We start from the raw sequence: 16377 nt of genomic DNA on the forward strand, positions 1-16377 counted from the left end.
CAAGGAATCACATCACACCTATCACCCCCGCTACGTATATATCCCCGATGCGTTCGGTTCTTCTGCCAGAGTTACGACTGGTAGACGTAATCGGTCGAAAACCGTTCCGAGATCGCATCTGCCACCCGCTTTTCTGCGCGGTGAGCACGCCGGTAACTACGGTACCACGACACGTCAAGCACGCGGAGCGGCGGGAACACTTGCGTGAACTCCGCGCCATCACTATCTATCGCGTCAACGTGTTCCAACAACCGTCGCTGGAGGTTGACCGTGACTCCGACGTAGATGATCCGTTCGGCCTGGTTGAGTCCACCAGTCCACCGGTCGCTTTTCAGTTTGCCCAACTCAGTCGCTGCGTGCTGCCGCCATCGTCGTGTGTGTCGGCACTCTACGACATACACAGCAAACCGGCGAAACGACCCGGTACAGTGCGGCAACACCTCAAGCACTACCGCGTCAAGCGACGTGTCGAACCGGAGAGGAAGTGGGCGATTGAGGTCCTGCCACCGGTCGGCGGGGATCCGTGGGAGCACATCGTTGCGGACTTTTTCATCCACGGATTTCGAGAACCGGTATTGCACGCGACCGCCGCAGATGAGCGCCGGATTAACCACGAACCCTCGTCCGACCAGTCAGGTGAAAGAATTAATCCTCTCACAGAGCAGTATCTTTGGATCCGTGTTACACAGTGACAAACCCTTGGCAGCAAGATCCTGTCAAGATTATACTGAGTCCCGCACACTAACTATAAACAATTACGCGACCCACGGTACAAGATGGGACGTAAATCTGAGATCACTCACGGCCATTATCTTTCAGAAATCAAGGTTTCCGTTCTGAGCCGTGTTGATTCTCCACCTGGTGTTGGGTTATTCGAAGTTGAAGACACCGATGGGAATCAATTCGTCGTCGGGAGTGTGGGTGACCAACGGCGGTCATTGGTAGACGAAGAGACGTACCGCATAGAATATGGGCTCGGTGTCGACCTTGATTTTACCGTTCGTGACGCGTTCCCTGCTCAGTTCAAAAAAGCTGCATCCCATCCCTGCCCTGACTGTGGCTCGGAGCTGACCTTCTTTCCTGGACTTCACTCATCCCCACAGGCGGTCAGTGACGCGCTCAGACAACACGGATACGAAGGCTCACATCTCGTGCTCACCAGTGAGTCAGAACTGCAGCGGCTGTCGGACAGCGACGAGTGGCGACCGTTTCGAGACACAAGACAGCGTCCCCACGCCCCGCAGCCTCACTATCAGTGTGAGTCGTGCTCGCTTACTATCCTTGATGGTGAATTAAAACGATATCTCGAACACGGCGGGCGTCCGGCTAACGACCAAGTTGAGCATAGGATGCTGAATTCGTCGATGGCTGATGCGTCGGAATCTCTCGGGATGGCGACCGGAGGCGCCAAAGACGTCGATAACTTCCGTGACAACATTGCTGAAGGGTACCTCCCCGGAGAAGACGCGCTCACGACCGAGGGGTTGTTCTACGACTACTACTTCGATACTGGCGATGACCGCACCGATCGTGCGAGTCTCTTCTACCCGTCGTACAGTACAGCTGTCACCACCCATCCACTCACAGGCCAGACCGAACACTACCTGACAGTCGGCCTCAATTCGACGATCGGCGTCGACGCATTCGAACGTCGTCAACTCAATCTGGTCGCCGTACTTGACGTGTCCGGATCGATGAACAGTCAGTTCGATCAGTACTACTACGATGAAACCGGGCACCAACGGTCAGTAGACTCCCCGTCAACTGAGACGAAAATGGCTGCGGCGACAGCATCCCTCGCAGCCCTCACCACGCATCTCGAAGCAGACGACCGGTTCGGCGTCGTGCTCTACAACTCGCAGGCGCACGTCGCCAAACCCCTCACGCTCGTCGGAGAGACGGAAATCGACGCGATTCGGGGGCACATTCGTGACGTGACCGCAGGCGGTGGCACGAATATGAGTGCAGGCCTTGAGACAGCGATCGATCTCCTCGGTGACTACGACAGCGCAGATCCAACACAGGTCGAGAACCGGATCGTATTCCTCACCGATATGATGCCGAATACCGGTGCGACCGGGCAGAACACGATCACTGAAACGGTCACCGAAGCGGCAGCGCGAGGGATCCACACCACGTTCGTCGGAATGGGACTCGACGAAAACCCTGAGTTAGCTGCCTCGCTCTCAAACGTCCGCGGAGCCAACCACCACTTCGTCCACTCGGCGACCGAGTTCAAGCAACGACTCGACGACGAATTCGAGTATATGGTCACGCCACTCGTGTTCGACCTACAGTTAGAGCTGGATGGAGACGTCGACATTGACGCGATTTACGGGACCCCAAATGCGGACCGATCGACTGGGAACATTCTGTCCGTCGCAACACTGTTCCCGTCGCCGACTACCGACGGCGAAACCCGGGGCGGAGTTATCCTCGTCCGTCTCGCTGGCCCGCCAGCCGACCAGATCGACCTCGTGGCGAGTTGGGAGGAGATCGACGGAACCATCGAGTCAGACCGGGTCCAGATCACACTCGATGGCACATCCCCGGAGTACTTCGAGACAACCGGGATCCGGAAAGCAGTGTGTCTCGCCCGGTATGCTAGTACGCTTCACGAATGGCTCACCGCTGTCCGCGGTGACGACGACTGGACACCGATGCACGATCAGCGAGACGGGCAGTGGGAACGGGATTCCGACCCGCTTCGCGTTCCGGACCAATACCAAGCGACATTTCGAACGATGCAGGCCTACCTTGCGGACACAGCAGCCGCCATTGACGACGAACTCGCTCAAGAAGTGTCCCTGCTCGACACGCTCACCCAGCATCACGACGCTGAACCTGGACACACCCTGTCCGATCAGGCGCTCAACCGACTCAGCGACCTTGTCGAGCTCGCACCGGCGACGAACAGTGACCTGGCCGACGCGTGGGACGTGGAGACCGGGGCTGAGATTCACGCCTATCTCGAATCCGAACTCGACGGCTACTACCGACGCGACGACAACCGGATGCTTCGACCGACAGCGGAAGCTCGACAGTTGGTTGCCACACGATCATAGCATCGCTTCGCAATTCGGCGGGATTGAAACTCACCCCGAATGAGTATCGCATCACTGACCGCTCCCACCTGCACGCGGTGGTAGGGTACCAGCACCCATCGGCACGACCCCGACGCCCGTCCAGTTCGTCTCTCCCGGTCAGGGCTCCACCCGCAGTGTCCAGAATCCTCTCACACCTGAGTCTTTTCACGCTGATTCACGACATACCGCGTATGGCTGGCTGGAAGGACCACGAGGACCTCCACCCCGAGGAGAAACAGTACAGCGTGATCAAAATGGACGAGTGGAAAGCACCCTCCGACGACGACTTCGCGTACAAAATCACGGAAATCGACTCCCTTTCCGAGGGGCCGCAAACGACGGCAGGCCGCGGCGAGTCAATCATCATTCTTGACGAAGACGGCAACACCGTCTCCGTGACTGATGGCCCGGATCATCCTACACATACGACGACGCGGGATCCCGAGTGAGACCGGATAGGAGATGGTGTTATAGAACGCTGTACAAGGCTGTATTTCACGCGTTTGTGTGCGACTAACTCATTGTGCTGTACCTGCGAATCCATCCAAATCGGTGGAGGGATGCTGAATTGCTATGAGTGTTTAAGTACAGGTAAGACGAAGTCGAGTCATCGTGACTATTGAGAAAATAAGTAAACGAGAAATCAAGGCACAACTCCGACGCATTCGCCGCGCGAAGAATGCCGCCATCGCGCCGTCTAAAAAGAAGCCTCCGCGTCAGGCGAACAGAAAGAAAATCACCGATCTGCAAAAGATTGCGGGTGGACTCTCAGAGTCTACCACTATCGAAAAACAAGGCGAGCGCGGTGATGCTGAGATGGAAAAAGAGGAACTGAGGTCTCAAATCGACCTGCTTCGGGGAAAACAGTAACCTAGAAGGCTCCCAGGGTGTCATAGAAAGGGTACCACGGTGTTTATTTCGCTGTTTTACTGTCGAATCAGCCGTGAGGGTCTGCGTGCGTACTGGTCACATTACTGTTCGATGTTAGTGACGGACAGGAGAGGAAAGGGTTACTCGACGATTTCCACGTCGAATTTGCTCTGCCATCGGTAGCGGCGCCCGCCCCAGACGAACGTGCGGCGTGCAAGTGCGTATATTAGCAACGGTACCTGGAGGATGATAGCGGGAGAGGCCAGCAGCGCCGTCCAGCGCCAAACGCCGAAGTACGTGTACACACCTGCGGCCAAGAGAGTCACACCGATTCCTGCGTACAGAGGGGCGACAAAACTGAATGCTGCGAGCAGCAACGTAACGAGGCCCATAGTGGCCGTATCCCAGGGGTTGTGCTGATGGATGATCTGTGTGAACCGCACGTGTCGTTCCAGCGTCTCACGGACTGTCCCACCGATCTCAACCCGGTGAATCCGCTTGAGTGTCGTCGTCTCTAGATACTCTGAGAGCAACTGGTCGTCACTAATAGTCCGTCGGAGGTCCCGGAGGAACGACTCCAAATCGAGATCATCACGCTCGAACATAACGGCTCCGCCCCACGGTTTGTCATCAGCGTACGTCCCGAGCGTACCGCCGATGGCGTAAATCGGTTCAAGCAGCGTTGAGAGAGGGTCGTTCCCGACGAAGAAGTAGAGTTCCGAAACAGGTCCATGATTGTCGTAGGCCTCGTGGAACGTAGCCAGCCAATCCTGAGGATGATGGAAATCGTCGTCAGTCCAGACGATGCGATGGTTGGTTGCTTCGTCCATCCCTGTTGCGAGCGCGTGTGCTTTGCCAGAACAGCCCGTGGGTTCGCCAGCCACGATGATCCGCACGTTCTGGAATTCCTCGTCATAGTCGGCAACTGGATCAGACGCGTCGTCACAGATAATGAGTAATTCATCGGATGGGCCGAGTTGCGTGGCGATCTCGGCGATGACCGGCGACCACGTTATTGTCGGGAGGAGGACGGTTGTCGGCGGGGACATGATCGTTTGTTGTCTCGTGGAAATATCGCAAAAGTCGTTCGATATATGCTACGACTATATTGAACGCTTCCTACCTCGGCTGCGGGGACTCTTCTACCCCCCCTCTATAGGAGTGAGTTCAGGACCAGCAGAGAGTTTCGCGTGCTGTCTCTGACGAGCACTCCAGCCACACCACACAGTGTTGTACAGCCACTCAATTGATCGTGAGCGATTCGACTACAGCGGTAACCGCACTTGATAATACGTCCCCGAGTGACTCGGAGTCCGTCACGTCGTGTGCTGTCGGTAACTCTCGCAAGTACAAGGAAAGGCGGTCGTCTACGCGGTAGTCTGTCGTCATCGCGCCGTCCTGGGAAGGGTACAAGAGGAGCCCAGGTACATCATCCACCAGTTGATATGAGGTCATTTGATAGATATCCGACTGACTCGGTGATCCGGTTTTCCACTTGGCGTCGCCGACGAGTCGTACCTGTCCGTCGTCGTCACGAATCACGAAGTCCGGATACATATTGACTGTCGGTGGGCCGCCAGTGACGAGCCCGGTGATGTGAGATTGCGCCTCAACACTCCACGCCGCATCTGTAACTCCTTCAGTTGCGGCACGCTCAACGACCGATTCGAACACCCGGTTCATATTCACGAGCAGCCCGTAGGTTTCCTGGGTCCCGCCCTGCAGATTATCGACGAACGACGCCTGAATAATGATCTTCGCAAGGCGGAGGATGTCTTCGTAATGGTCGTGGCGGCGATCTAAATGGATCTGCTCTAATTCCGCGCCGTGGACCGGTCTGAGCGTCACGTCTCGTCGGAGCTGGTGTTCACGTTGCCGGAGCGCATTCTGCAGCGAGCGGTCCGTGACAAGGCGGGCGACCACGTGTGTCGCGTAGAGTACCGCTTGGTTCGCTACCGTGTCGTGTGTGAGTGTCTCGTATTCGACTGCGAACTCAGAGTCACCGACACCGCCGCGGGCGAGTTGTCGCTGCAGGTCAAGCCGCCCGCGGAGGTGGGATTCACGCGCTTCCGTCGTCCGGTACTTCTTCCCTAAGCCGTGGTTGAGGAGTGCTTGTAGTCGCGTCACAAACAACGATCCGATCGCGTCCAAGAACACGTCGCCTTGCAGCGCTTCGACCGTCGCATCGATCGTCTTCGATGTCGCTCCGTGTGCGTACAACAACAATCGCAGGGAATTCCCGCCCGCAGCTTTCGGTCTGATCCGTACCTGCGTTCCGTTCGGCAGTGCCACGAGCCCGACGTACGATGATGAGGACAGCCGGACGCGCCCGTCTTGGGTGTACTCGTAGCCCAGTCGCGTCGCTGACTCGTTAATCCGTGATTCGATCGTCTCTAGTACTGGTTCGGAGAGTCGAAGCGGTGCTGAACGATCGTGTTCCCCGAGTTCGATCGTCCGTGTGTCACCAGCAGTTGATGACATCCTGTTAGGGTGCTTGGTCTGCGGCATCGGTCACGAACGTCCGGATCGCCTCTTTCACCCGTTCTCGGGACTCGTCGTCCTGTACCCGTTCAAGCGGGATTTGTAACCGTGTGAACTCCTCGGACAGTAAGTACTCGACGTCGATTGGATCTTCAAGCACCGGTCTGATACGGTCTAAGAACACCTCAAACAACTCCGGGTCGTACTTTTCGGCCCCCCAGAACCGGAACTGCAGCGTCCCGTCAGTGCGAAGCTCATACACGAGGTAATCACCGTCCCGGTAGGCGTCCCAGTAGAACTGCGCGGCCCCGGTTTGTTTCCCCGTGCCGTACCCGACGCGGTCGGCTTCCGTACTCCCGAACTCGAAGAAATCCCGGCAGACAGCCGTGATTTCGTCATCGAACGACGTTTCGATCGTATCGAAGAACGTGTCCCGGTCCCACTGTCTCCGCGTCCTCTCCGAGGCCCCACCAGTACGCCGCGCGGCACTCGGAAGTTCAACATCTCCCTCAACGAACGCACTCAACGTGTCGCCTAACTCGTGCACGGTGAAGTCCCGGATCTGTTTCCGCTGCCAGTCGAAAAGCGCCTCGCCGCCGCCGTCGAACAATTCCTGTCGAATCCGGTCGAACTGCCCGAAGTAGTACTCCTCCAACAGTGGCAGAATATCGTATCGCCACACATCACGGATGTCCTCCGCAGCGTCGACACCGAACAGTCGCGTGTGCCCGATCTGCTTGCCTTTCCCGAGATCAGCCGACTGGACGATCCGATCGTTCAGTTCCTGTAATGCTGCGATCGACGTCGCCAGCAGCGACTCGAACGCATTCCCCTCCTCTACAGACGCCTCAGAAAGACCGTATGCGTCAACCACAGCGTCGAACGCCGGTGGACGCGAGATAAAACGGAACCGTCGACGTAACGCCGCATCAACCAGCGCAATCGACCGATCCGCCGTGTTCATCGTCCCGATCACGTACAGGTTCGGCGGGAGCGTAAACTCCGAATCCGAATGGGCCAACCGAACCGTCGTCGTGCCGCGTTTGTCCGCTTCCAACAACGTGATCGTTTCACCGAAGATCTGCGCGAGATTCCCACGGTTGATCTCGTCGATAACGAGGACGAACCGCGGTGCATCTGTCCCGGTGGCTTGCGCCTCCTCATACGCGTCGGTCGCCGTTTCACTCAGTCGCTTAAGAATCCCATCTTGAACCTCATACGCGATTTGTCCGTCGTCGCTAGCCTCCGCGGTTAACCCTTCAATAAAGTCCTCGTACGTGAACGACGGATGGAACGTGACCGTCTCAACCCGGTCTTCGACAGCCACACTGTGGTCTTGCTGTGCGACCCACCATCGAGCGAATCGCTCCGCCGTGTATGTCTTCCCCGTTCCTGGCGGCCCGTACAGCACGATTTGTTTCTCGTCTTCGAGTTGCCGGGCTAACGTCGTTGCCTCATCCGGCTTTTCAGGAATCGGACTCCTGGCCTCTCGGTCCGCGTCTACCGTCCGGAGTTGACTCCACCCCTCAACGCGATCCAACAGGAACTCCGCAGCAGCGGGCGATAACGTCGCTAAGTACGCTTGTTTCAAATTCCCCTCAGAGTTCACCGGATAGTACTTCTGCTGGAACTCTGGATCGTCGAGTTGCCCCTTCAATTCAGCATCGACCGACACGGGTTCGTCAAACCACTGGAACTCAACCCCGACCCGCTGGAACGTCGCATCCTGGAAGGCGTACTGTTCCCGCCAGTCAGTGACCGTCGAAATCCCGATCAACTCATCCTCAAAATTATGGAATACCACGTCCCCTGCGTCAACCTGGTCGAGATCGTGGTGCCACACCCCATCCATTTTCGCTCGAATATACTCATCCCGGATTTCAGCCTGATTCCCCTGATTCACCCAATAATACGACCGGTCAGTCGCCACTGACACGCGTTCCTGCGTCCGTTCGCGTTGATTCACCCACACGAAAAAGTAGTCCAAATCCCGGAAATTATCTTGAAACCCGTAGGAATCCCGAACCGACCGATACGTCGCCGCAGTATCCGGATAGTCAGCGAGCGAATTCGAGATCTCCTCAGCAAAATACTCCGCCATCCCGGAGCGAGACATATTGTTCACGACCGGGTAGTACTCCGGATGCAGATAATAGAGGATCGGCGAGATCTTCCCTCATTCCACGTTTGGAAGATCCACACTCGCCAACCGTCGTACCGCATCGTCCAACTGCTCTCCATCGTCCGCAGCCAATAACTGGTCAAGACACTCGGTTACTGCGTCTTCGACGTCGTCCGGTACCTCAACAGGGAACAGCAACCCGCCAACGGTCCCAACGGACTCATCAACGCGGTTTTTGAGTGATGTCTTCGTCTCTTCTGGAATGGCTAACTCGTCGATTTCACTGCGCTTACTCGATACAGGGTACGTACTGTCATTCATACAGAGCCGATACAACGCGGTCAACTCCTGCGTTCCAACCACCCCCGATTCGAGAAGAGCGGAAGCTGTCTCCCGTACAATATCAGACGTCTTCACCACCGCTTCACGACGGTCGTCCCACGCCCGGTCCGAGAGGTACGCCGAAACAAGCGCCTCCGTTGAACGTTCAGACATCTCGATATTCACAGCCTCACGAGTGCCTCAAATAAACCTACGTACTGGAGTGCCGAGTTCCCCGCTTGCCGATCCCGAACTATCCATAGTTTCCCCGCTGGATCGTACTTGCTGCCCACGCTGCTGTGACCTCGTGTTTCGGCGGCCACTACTCCGATGTGTTTCACTTACTGGACGAAGTTGACCAACACGTTCGTCGAGATTCAGCTTTGGTTACGGTTGATCTCAATGTGAAGACCTGATGTTCGGTCCGGCAGGAATCGATTAGAGATTGTTAGCAGTCGTGTTTCTGGCGAAGTTCTCGCAGAAAAATCTCGGTTAGTGCAGTCGTTGTCGTTACAAATAACCACAGATGCAGCAGGTCGTTTGTATCGGGAGCAGCCGCAGCATACAGCCAGAACTGCTGATCGTTGATTCGAATCACGGTTTCGTCAACCGCAACGTGATTCGGGCTTCGATCTTCTGCGGGCTGTAGATCGGCCTTCTGCACCCAGTCGTGGATTGCTTTGCGAGATCGCTCGACACCCAACTCTTCGAGAATAGAGACGGTATTCGACAGCGATAGTCCCGCTAACTGGAGTTGAATACTGAGCTTCATCGCACGCTCAGGTGTCCGCTGTCGTTCCAACAACTCCAAATCAATCTAGTCTGTACATCCGCTGAGGCGGCTGATTTCTGGCATAGACCACCACAAAATCACGCCGCCTCACTCTTCATCCTTAACTAAACACGACCGCGTTTCCACCCCAAACAGCTAATTCAGCGAAGGTGTAGTCGATTAGTTGGGTAAACCAAAGCCAAAGTAAGCGGCTCTACATACTCACCGAAGTCAGGAAAGTGGTGTATCTATTTCTCCGTTAACACTAACCTCTCTAACCCACTCTGTCGCACAGATTCTCCTCCATACTTCCTCTTGGCTAGATGTGTTTCGACCTGCTTGACGTTCTGTATCCATCTCTTGAATATATAACTTTGAAAATTGTTCAGAGATACGGTTGTAGGTGTTCTCTGACACCGGCGTTCGTACTATCTCCTGTGGAAGTAAGTTACGTACAGCGTCTCGAAATGTGGCCTTCCAATACCCGTTTTTAAACCGATCAGCCGGATGTGTTTGGAACAACGCTTTGAGAATGCGGCCATCCAAAAATGGATGCTGAAGTTCTATTCCGTGTGATAATGCAACTTGTCGGCAGGCATCAAGTGCATAATCCATGTATGGGTTAGTTAAATTAATGTACGTTCGGAGCGTTTCTAGTCGACTAAAACGTTCCATATGTGTTGGTAGAACGTTTTCATGAAGAGATGGTGGGGACGAATTTAGTTTATCTATTTCTGTAATCGCCCTAGTAGTCGAAAATATACTCGGAAGCAACGCATACAATATGATAGTCAAAGCAGATACGCTGTCTTCGTTAGAAATTTGTGCAATCTTTTGATACTCTCCGAGGGAGCTTAAATCAGAATAAAATAGCCGGTTCCCATCATGGAGGTTTCCGCCAATACCTGTCTGAAGAATATCAATGTTATCTGCAGAGGCCCGGTCAAATATCGCTTCAAATATTGGCAAACTCATATCGATACATGGGTGACCGAATGTATACCTGAATGGATTGTATTCGTCAAAAAGCTGCTTAACAGATTTCCGGAGGTCAATACACTCAATGTTTGAAGATTGGGTCAGGGAACGAATGTTGGAGGTCTCATCAATTGATTCTTCATCTGGGAAAATTAGGGAATATCCTTTGACAGACTGACTTCCCTTCTGTCGAGCCATCTCAGCAGCAATTGCTGAAGAATCTAGTCCTCCACTCAACATCACACCAGCGGACTTTTTACTCTTAGCCCGATCGCTTATTGCTTGGGTAATCTGCGTGCGGAGTTGACTAGCACAATATCCTCCTGAATCATCCACTGGATCGTCGTTGGCTACGACACGATGATGAGATGTTTCATTACCGGAGATCACTACGTATTCGCCTTGACGAAGCCGTTCGATAGAAGAATGGAAGGATATTGGCTGTCTACTAATAGATCCAGATATGTAATTTGATACAGATTGTTTATGGACCGTACTATTTACCGCTTGATGTTGCAGCAATGCCTCGACCTCTGAAGCTATGAGAGTAGTATTTCCCCGTACCTCTTTAGCATAATATAGGTGTCTACCCCCTGATAAACCACGAAAGATAATGGTTTTATTTGTAGTCCGATCGTAGATTACCCCAACATAGGACCCATAGATGTGGTTGAAGGAATCAGCACCTAACTCCCTATATGCAGAGAGGAGAAATTCGGCGTCTGTCAGATTAGCATAGGTGGTGGTACTATGCTGACGGAGTATATCTTGCACCTCGCTTCGGTTATCAATGCTACCATCCAAAGTAATTGCAGCACTATCCTCAACAAATGGCTGCGAGTCTATATGCGGCTTGTCTGTCGAATTATAGTGTAAATGACAAAGAGTACAGTCTGAAAACGAGATACAATCATAGCCGCCTAATGCACGATAGTCCATCACCTCTGCTAATTGCTTGGTATCTCTGACAGAAGCAGAGTCTCCATATGCGGCACACAGACCGGTCATTCATCCTCCTCGGATCCATATCTTGAAGTTGGCTTAAATATACCAGCCACTTTCGCAATTATATTTTGGACTTTAGATTTGACGTACTCTTTTGGGTCCGGATCATCCTTAGTCACATATCCAATTCCTCCATCTGGATCTGTCCCCGTATACGCCATACCGCATATGTCTGCACCACTTACATATATACTTGGGTAGAGAACCGTTATTCAATTCTCAATAGTAACTTGAATAGAGTCAAGGTTAACTCGATCAAGCCGCTCTAGGTGGCATAATTATACTCACAGACAGAAATAATTGTAGATACGCTCTTGTGAAGTACATTGTTGATGGATCACTGTCTTGCGATTTAGCCGAGTAGCCAACACGGCACGAGTTGCTTCTAAACCACGTTTGGATCAGCTTGAACAGCGGTCTGGGAATCTCACAGAAGACCGGGCTCGATATCAACAACCTGCTTCACAAGAGTGTTGTAGATATTTGGTGGCTCTATAGATGCAAGCGAATCAAAGACGTCTTCTTCGGGAGAATCGTGGATAGATTCGGTGAATCGGTCGTATTCAGCTTCATCAAGCTCGCGTGATTGGCCGGTGCATGAACGTTGAGGGCAAGACCAAACGTCGCAATCGAGTGACCTCCATGATGTCGTGAACTCTCTATGGGGCAACCCACGTCTTCATTCTTGCTGACCGGCGGTGTTCAGATAAGGATGAGGCGGTCCATTTTCTGAGTACTCTATGACTGAAAACGTTTTTATCGTAGTTACAATTCCACCGCCTCACTCTGACCGAGCGGGTTCTATCAGCGGCTGATACCGACGCTTGCGGAGTATCTGCGTGACCTCGTTGATGCCGTGCTCGACGAGGTTACCGTGTGAAGTACTGTCGACGCGAACATCGACTGGTTCCGCGACGTGATGATCGCTGACTGCACTGTTTTACGGTTGTACCGGTTCCTCGCAGACACCTACCAACCATGGCGAGTGGAGCAGGGTGGAGCGCGACTCCACCTGCTCCACAACGTCACCGACCAGACGATTGATCGGTTCAGCGTCACTGACGAGAAAGAACACGACGGCACCGAATTTTCCACGGGGTCTCGGCTGGAAGATCAGTTGGTGTTGTTCGATCTAGCGTACTTCAAGTACCGCCGCTTCGAGTTGAGCGACGAGAACGACGGCTACTTTGTGAGTCGGCTGAAGCCGAACACAAATCCGGAGATGACGAGGGAATTACGGGAATGGCGTGGCGACGCCATTCCCTTAGCAGGCGAGCAGATCCAAGATGTCGTGGACGATCTCTACCGAGAGCACATTGACGTGGAGGTAGAAGCGACGTTTCAGCGACGCAAGTACGCGGACACGCAATCGCATAACAGCAAGACTTCCGTGTCGTCGGCGTCTGCAACGTGGACGCCGACGACTACCATCTGTACATCACGAATCTGCCGGGAGACGATTTCCTGCCGGCAGATCTAGCGATGATTTATCGATTTAGGTGGGAGGTAGAACTGCTGTTTCGTGAACTGAAGCCGCGGTACAACCTATACGAGTTCGACACGAGCAAGACGTACATCGTGGAAATTCTGCTGTATCCGGCGTTGCTATCGCTGTTAGTGAGTCATAATTTGTTGGCTCTGGTCACTGAGCAGACTGACAATGAAATCGTGTTTCCGCCGGAACGCTGGGCGGCGACCTTCCGGTCGCACGCCCAACTCATCCTCTGTGAACTCGGTGAGTACATCGGCTACTCGCCGCCACCGTTGTTGGAACGGCTTGATCGGGGATGCACAAAAAATCCACCAGCAACGACCGATACTGCAAGAAACACTCGCTACCGCTACGCAGCCGAGAGGTGAGGCCTAACTAAAGACGAATGGCTCTCACCCTTTACCGGCGACGAAGAGGTTGATCCATAGATGCCTTGTTGAACGCAAGACAGCGACGGGGTAGGGTCGATTGTTTGTAGTCTCACGCTGTCAGAGGTGCGTTCTTACAGTCAGAAGATACAGCGGCTGTTACTGACAGCGGTTGCCGAAGGGTCAAAACTATGGTATCTTGCTTCGTTGTTTCGGTGACGACGGCGATGCCTCTCCCGGATACGTCCGGAGAAGGGGAGCAGGCGGCGAGCCCTAACTCGCCGCCTGCGTTAGGTTATGGACGATGCACTTCCGAGTCAGCTCCCGGAACTGGCCGTGCCAGCTCCGGGAGCGGAGCTTCTCGCCGTCGTCTTCTTTCAACTGCGAGAAGCCCGTCTCACTCATCCAGCGTTGGTTGTAATCCTCGGTCATTCGGGCGTTGTGGGCCTTCTGCAACGGTGTTTGTTCCCTGTGCTTGATCAGTGGTCGCGTTGAGTTCGAGCGACACTCCTCACGGAGTTCGCCCCACGAGTAGTTCGCGTCAGCGAACAATACACGCAGGTCTTCCGCGTTCCGGCGGAAGACCTGCATCCCGATGTGGCCGTCCCACGCCTTCTGTGTCGTGAAATGAACGTCTTTGATCGCTAGCGAGTTCACGTCGATCAAGATGGTTGTCTTCATCGACTGGAACGAGTAGTTCGCACGGTCACGGTAGTGATAGCTGGTCTGATCACGCTGGAAGCCACTTGCATCGATTGCGGCTTCACCACTCCAGCCCGCCTGCTCCGCCGAAGCGCGGAGCAGGCGGCGGAGTTCACGCATCCGATACTCGTCTTCCCACCGGCAGAACGAACTGTAGTGTGGTGCCTCGTTGAGATCAAATACGGCGAGGATACCGGGCATCTCGTTGAGGTAGTCTTCAGTCTCACGAAGACTCTTCTCCAACTCAACGCGGAACAAAATCAACGCAATCTGTGTCCACTTGGCGTACCCGTCCGCGCCGTTCGGCGCGGCGGGTACGTCAGGGTCATCTACGTGCTGTTTGGCAAGATCTCGACACATCCGAGCGAGCCGTCTGAGCGATCCCATATCGCCAGACGGCGTCCAATTCCCGGTTAGCTTGACGGTATTTTCCTGTGAGAGCGTCTGAAACTACAGTCAGCTAGCGGCAAAACAAGGCATCCATAGAACAAACTGTTCTCCCAGTGGATTAAGCATCTCGCCATCAAGAAGTGTCTAGACACCCGCCCAGTCAGTAAAGACTCCCTCGGCGAGCGTGTCGGCCTGTTCACCTAGATAGTCCCGCTGGGCAGCAGTCACGGCAGTTGCGAGCGTCTCACCGTACTCGGCGTGGTGGCGTAGTCTATCGCATTTCCAGCTTGCGGGTGTTATGCGACGGTCGACTCGCTCGCGGACAGGTCGGAAAGCCCGTGCAGCGTCCTCAGGACCGAATCCCTGACGCTCGAGACCTCGCTGAGTATGTTCGAAAAGATCGGCGTAAATCTCTTCTGTGTTGCTTGTTCGTTGGCCATTGGCGGTGATCCAGGCGAGATCAGCACTGAGCCCGTTACTCACAGCCTTATAGAAATTTTCACGCGCCGTCTCCCACGGCAACTCGACGACGGGATGGTCGGCATGAACGAGTCCGTGCACAAGTCCAGCAAACACCGCAAGAAAGGCCACCGAGTCCCGGATTGTCGGCTGGGCTGGCAGCGGCCGAAACTCGATGCGTACGTTCGCGGCTGACTTCGATGGGCCCTCAAAGACGGGACGGACCCACCGCCAGTACGACCCATGCTTGTGTCGTAGATGCGCGAATTGGTCGTCAAAACGATCTCCGGAATCGAGCTCCAGCGGCACGATCGGAGGGTCTCCAGCCAGGCGATCGACGGCCTCTGCCATACTTTCGATGTCGCGGGGAAACCGGACCTTGTCAGGCTTATTCGGATCGCGCATAACAGACTCGTAGGCCAACACACGGTTTTCTAGGTGGCCGTCAGTAAGGACGCTCTCGACAGTAGCGTCCTCGTCGTACAGCGACGGCGGAAAAAACGGGGAGTTAACTGCAAGCGCAACAAGCGGCCCTGCGATTCGGAGGACGTATCCGAAATACGTTGGTAAATCAGCTGCAACAGGTACTTGATAATGAGGCTGGATTGAGGTTGTGAGCGTCACAGGCATGATCGTTCTGGAGTGAAAGCTCACGTTCGGTGTGTCGATCAGACACTGTGGTTCGTACGTCGATACGTTCGACTGAGCGTGATACTGGGGTGACCCGCTCATGTTCGACGAGATTATTACGCCGTATCGCTCCGCCGCAGAGTCAAGATACCCCACGGCTGTCTCGCCACTTGGTGGGATTGTCCAGAACCCGTCGCTTGCCAGTTTGATTGGTTCACAGCGCGTGGAAGTGGCCTGGGCCGTCAGGACTGCCGACTGGACTGCGTTCTGGATAGCTGCTAGCCCGTGGGGGCCGAGCGGCTGTGGACTGGTCGTGAGCTCGGCGTTGTGCAACCCAAGCTCCTTTCCGAAACCGATGTGTTCGAAAACTGTTCGGGGAACACGACGTAAGGCCTCAAAGGATTCGTCAACACCGTAAAATTCGTATTCGAGTCCGATGGTTGCCCGTGGATTGTCGAAGGTCCCACTGTTGAGGGCTGATTTGAGCCTGTCTGTCTCCTTTTGCACCTGCTTGTCGAAAGCGTTGAAATCTGCCTCCTTAAGCGCAGCAACTCGCTCCCATAGTTGCTCCATGTCCGATAGATAGCTCTCAATAAGATAAAGCCCCATATTTCTACCCTTCGCGACCAATTTCGGGGATTATAAATCGCAAGACTACAGGGGTCCTCGGTGAGATACAGTTGACACTGATTTTTGCATTT

The 16377-nt window shown here is 54.4% G+C and carries 12 protein-coding genes and 2 pseudogenes; 4 read left to right on the forward strand and 10 right to left on the reverse strand.

The features are described from left to right. Positions 1-71: 71 nt before the first annotated feature. The gene (locus RJT37_RS11515; RefSeq protein WP_313684575.1) at positions 72-344 is read right to left on the reverse strand and encodes a GIY-YIG nuclease family protein; all 273 of its coding nucleotides are present in this window, start codon (positions 342-344) and stop codon (positions 72-74) included. A 1020-nt stretch (positions 345-1364) separates the two neighbouring features. Between RJT37_RS11515 and RJT37_RS11520 the strand changes: the two genes are divergently transcribed. From RJT37_RS11520 to RJT37_RS11530, 3 genes are all read left to right on the forward strand, one after another. Beyond that, the gene (locus tag RJT37_RS11520) at positions 1365-3065 is read left to right on the forward strand and encodes a DUF5797 family protein (protein ID WP_313684577.1); all 1701 of its coding nucleotides are present in this window, start codon (positions 1365-1367) and stop codon (positions 3063-3065) included. Between the two features lie 212 nt (positions 3066-3277). Beyond that, on the forward strand, positions 3278-3535 hold the full coding sequence (locus RJT37_RS11525; protein WP_313684579.1) for a hypothetical protein: 258 nt from the start codon (positions 3278-3280) through the stop codon (positions 3533-3535). 163 nt (positions 3536-3698) lie between these two features. Then, positions 3699-3956: a hypothetical protein gene (locus RJT37_RS11530; protein WP_313684581.1), complete on the forward strand. Its 258-nt coding sequence runs from the start codon at positions 3699-3701 to the stop codon at positions 3954-3956. Between the two features lie 140 nt (positions 3957-4096). On the opposite strand, the gene RJT37_RS11535 is transcribed toward RJT37_RS11530, so the two are convergent. The 7 genes and pseudogenes from RJT37_RS11535 to RJT37_RS11565 all read right to left on the reverse strand — a co-directional run bounded on the left by RJT37_RS11535 (position 4097) and on the right by RJT37_RS11565 (position 11796). Beyond that, positions 4097-5008, reverse strand: coding sequence for a glycosyltransferase family 2 protein (locus RJT37_RS11535; RefSeq protein ID WP_390209153.1), 912 nt, complete (start codon positions 5006-5008; stop codon positions 4097-4099). Between the two features lie 190 nt (positions 5009-5198). Beyond that, entirely contained in the window at positions 5199-6437 is a 1239-nt protein-coding gene (locus RJT37_RS11540) for an McrC family protein (protein WP_313684585.1), read from the reverse strand. 4 nt (positions 6438-6441) lie between these two features. Next, positions 6442-8289 carry an McrB family protein gene (locus RJT37_RS11545; protein ID WP_313684587.1) on the reverse strand — a complete coding sequence of 616 codons (1848 nt, stop codon included), beginning with the start codon at positions 8287-8289 and terminating at the stop codon, positions 6442-6444. Positions 8290-8613: 324 nt separating this feature from the next. Beyond that, the gene (locus tag RJT37_RS11550; RefSeq protein ID WP_313684589.1) at positions 8614-9054 is read right to left on the reverse strand and encodes a hypothetical protein; all 441 of its coding nucleotides are present in this window, start codon (positions 9052-9054) and stop codon (positions 8614-8616) included. A 280-nt stretch (positions 9055-9334) separates the two neighbouring features. Continuing rightward, positions 9335-9697: pseudogene (locus tag RJT37_RS11555) on the reverse strand (transposase domain-containing protein); the annotation flags it as partial. A 186-nt stretch (positions 9698-9883) separates the two neighbouring features. Next, positions 9884-11638, reverse strand: a complete 1755-nt coding sequence (locus RJT37_RS11560; protein ID WP_313684591.1) for an asparagine synthase-related protein — start codon at positions 11636-11638, stop codon at positions 9884-9886. Continuing rightward, on the reverse strand, positions 11635-11796 hold the full coding sequence (locus RJT37_RS11565) for a hypothetical protein (protein ID WP_313684593.1): 162 nt from the start codon (positions 11794-11796) through the stop codon (positions 11635-11637). The genes RJT37_RS11560 and RJT37_RS11565 overlap by 4 nt, the downstream gene beginning before the upstream one ends. Before the next feature lie 593 nt (positions 11797-12389). On the opposite strand from RJT37_RS11565, the pseudogene RJT37_RS11570 reads away from it, so the two are divergent. Beyond that, positions 12390-13502 (forward strand): annotated as a pseudogene (locus tag RJT37_RS11570) (IS4 family transposase); the annotation flags it as partial. Between the two features lie 266 nt (positions 13503-13768). Here the strand turns inward: RJT37_RS11570 and RJT37_RS11575 are convergent. Both RJT37_RS11575 and RJT37_RS11580 read right to left on the reverse strand, forming a co-directional pair. Next, entirely contained in the window at positions 13769-14584 is an 816-nt protein-coding gene (locus RJT37_RS11575) for an IS5 family transposase (protein WP_313684595.1), read from the reverse strand. A 147-nt stretch (positions 14585-14731) separates the two neighbouring features. Next, entirely contained in the window at positions 14732-16285 is a 1554-nt protein-coding gene (locus RJT37_RS11580; protein ID WP_313684597.1) for a glutamate-cysteine ligase family protein, read from the reverse strand. Positions 16286-16377: the final 92 nt, after the last annotated feature.

It is taken from the genome of Halobellus marinus (assembly GCF_032113415.1).
In the GTDB taxonomy this organism is placed as follows: Archaea; Halobacteriota; Halobacteria; order Halobacteriales; family Haloferacaceae; genus Haloquadratum; species Haloquadratum marinus.

Bases quoted from the DNA above. Each gene is read 5' to 3' on its own strand.
- RJT37_RS11520 (WP_313684577.1), top strand. From the start codon at position 1,365: ATGGCTGATGCGTCGGAATCTCTCGGGATGGCGACCGGAGGCGCCAAA.
- RJT37_RS11565 (WP_313684593.1), bottom strand. From the start codon at position 11,796: ATGGCGTATACGGGGACAGATCCAGATGGAGGAATTGGATATGTGACT.
- RJT37_RS11560 (WP_313684591.1), bottom strand. From the start codon at position 11,638: ATGACCGGTCTGTGTGCCGCATATGGAGACTCTGCTTCTGTCAGAGAT.
- RJT37_RS11575 (WP_313684595.1), bottom strand. From the start codon at position 14,584: ATGGGATCGCTCAGACGGCTCGCTCGGATGTGTCGAGATCTTGCCAAA.
- RJT37_RS11540 (WP_313684585.1), bottom strand. From the start codon at position 6,437: ATGTCATCAACTGCTGGTGACACACGGACGATCGAACTCGGGGAACAC.
- RJT37_RS11525 (WP_313684579.1), top strand. From the start codon at position 3,278: ATGGCTGGCTGGAAGGACCACGAGGACCTCCACCCCGAGGAGAAACAG.
- RJT37_RS11545 (WP_313684587.1), bottom strand. From the start codon at position 8,289: ATGGATGGGGTGTGGCACCACGATCTCGACCAGGTTGACGCAGGGGAC.
- RJT37_RS11580 (WP_313684597.1), bottom strand. From the start codon at position 16,285: ATGGGGCTTTATCTTATTGAGAGCTATCTATCGGACATGGAGCAACTA.
- RJT37_RS11550 (WP_313684589.1), bottom strand. From the start codon at position 9,054: ATGTCTGAACGTTCAACGGAGGCGCTTGTTTCGGCGTACCTCTCGGAC.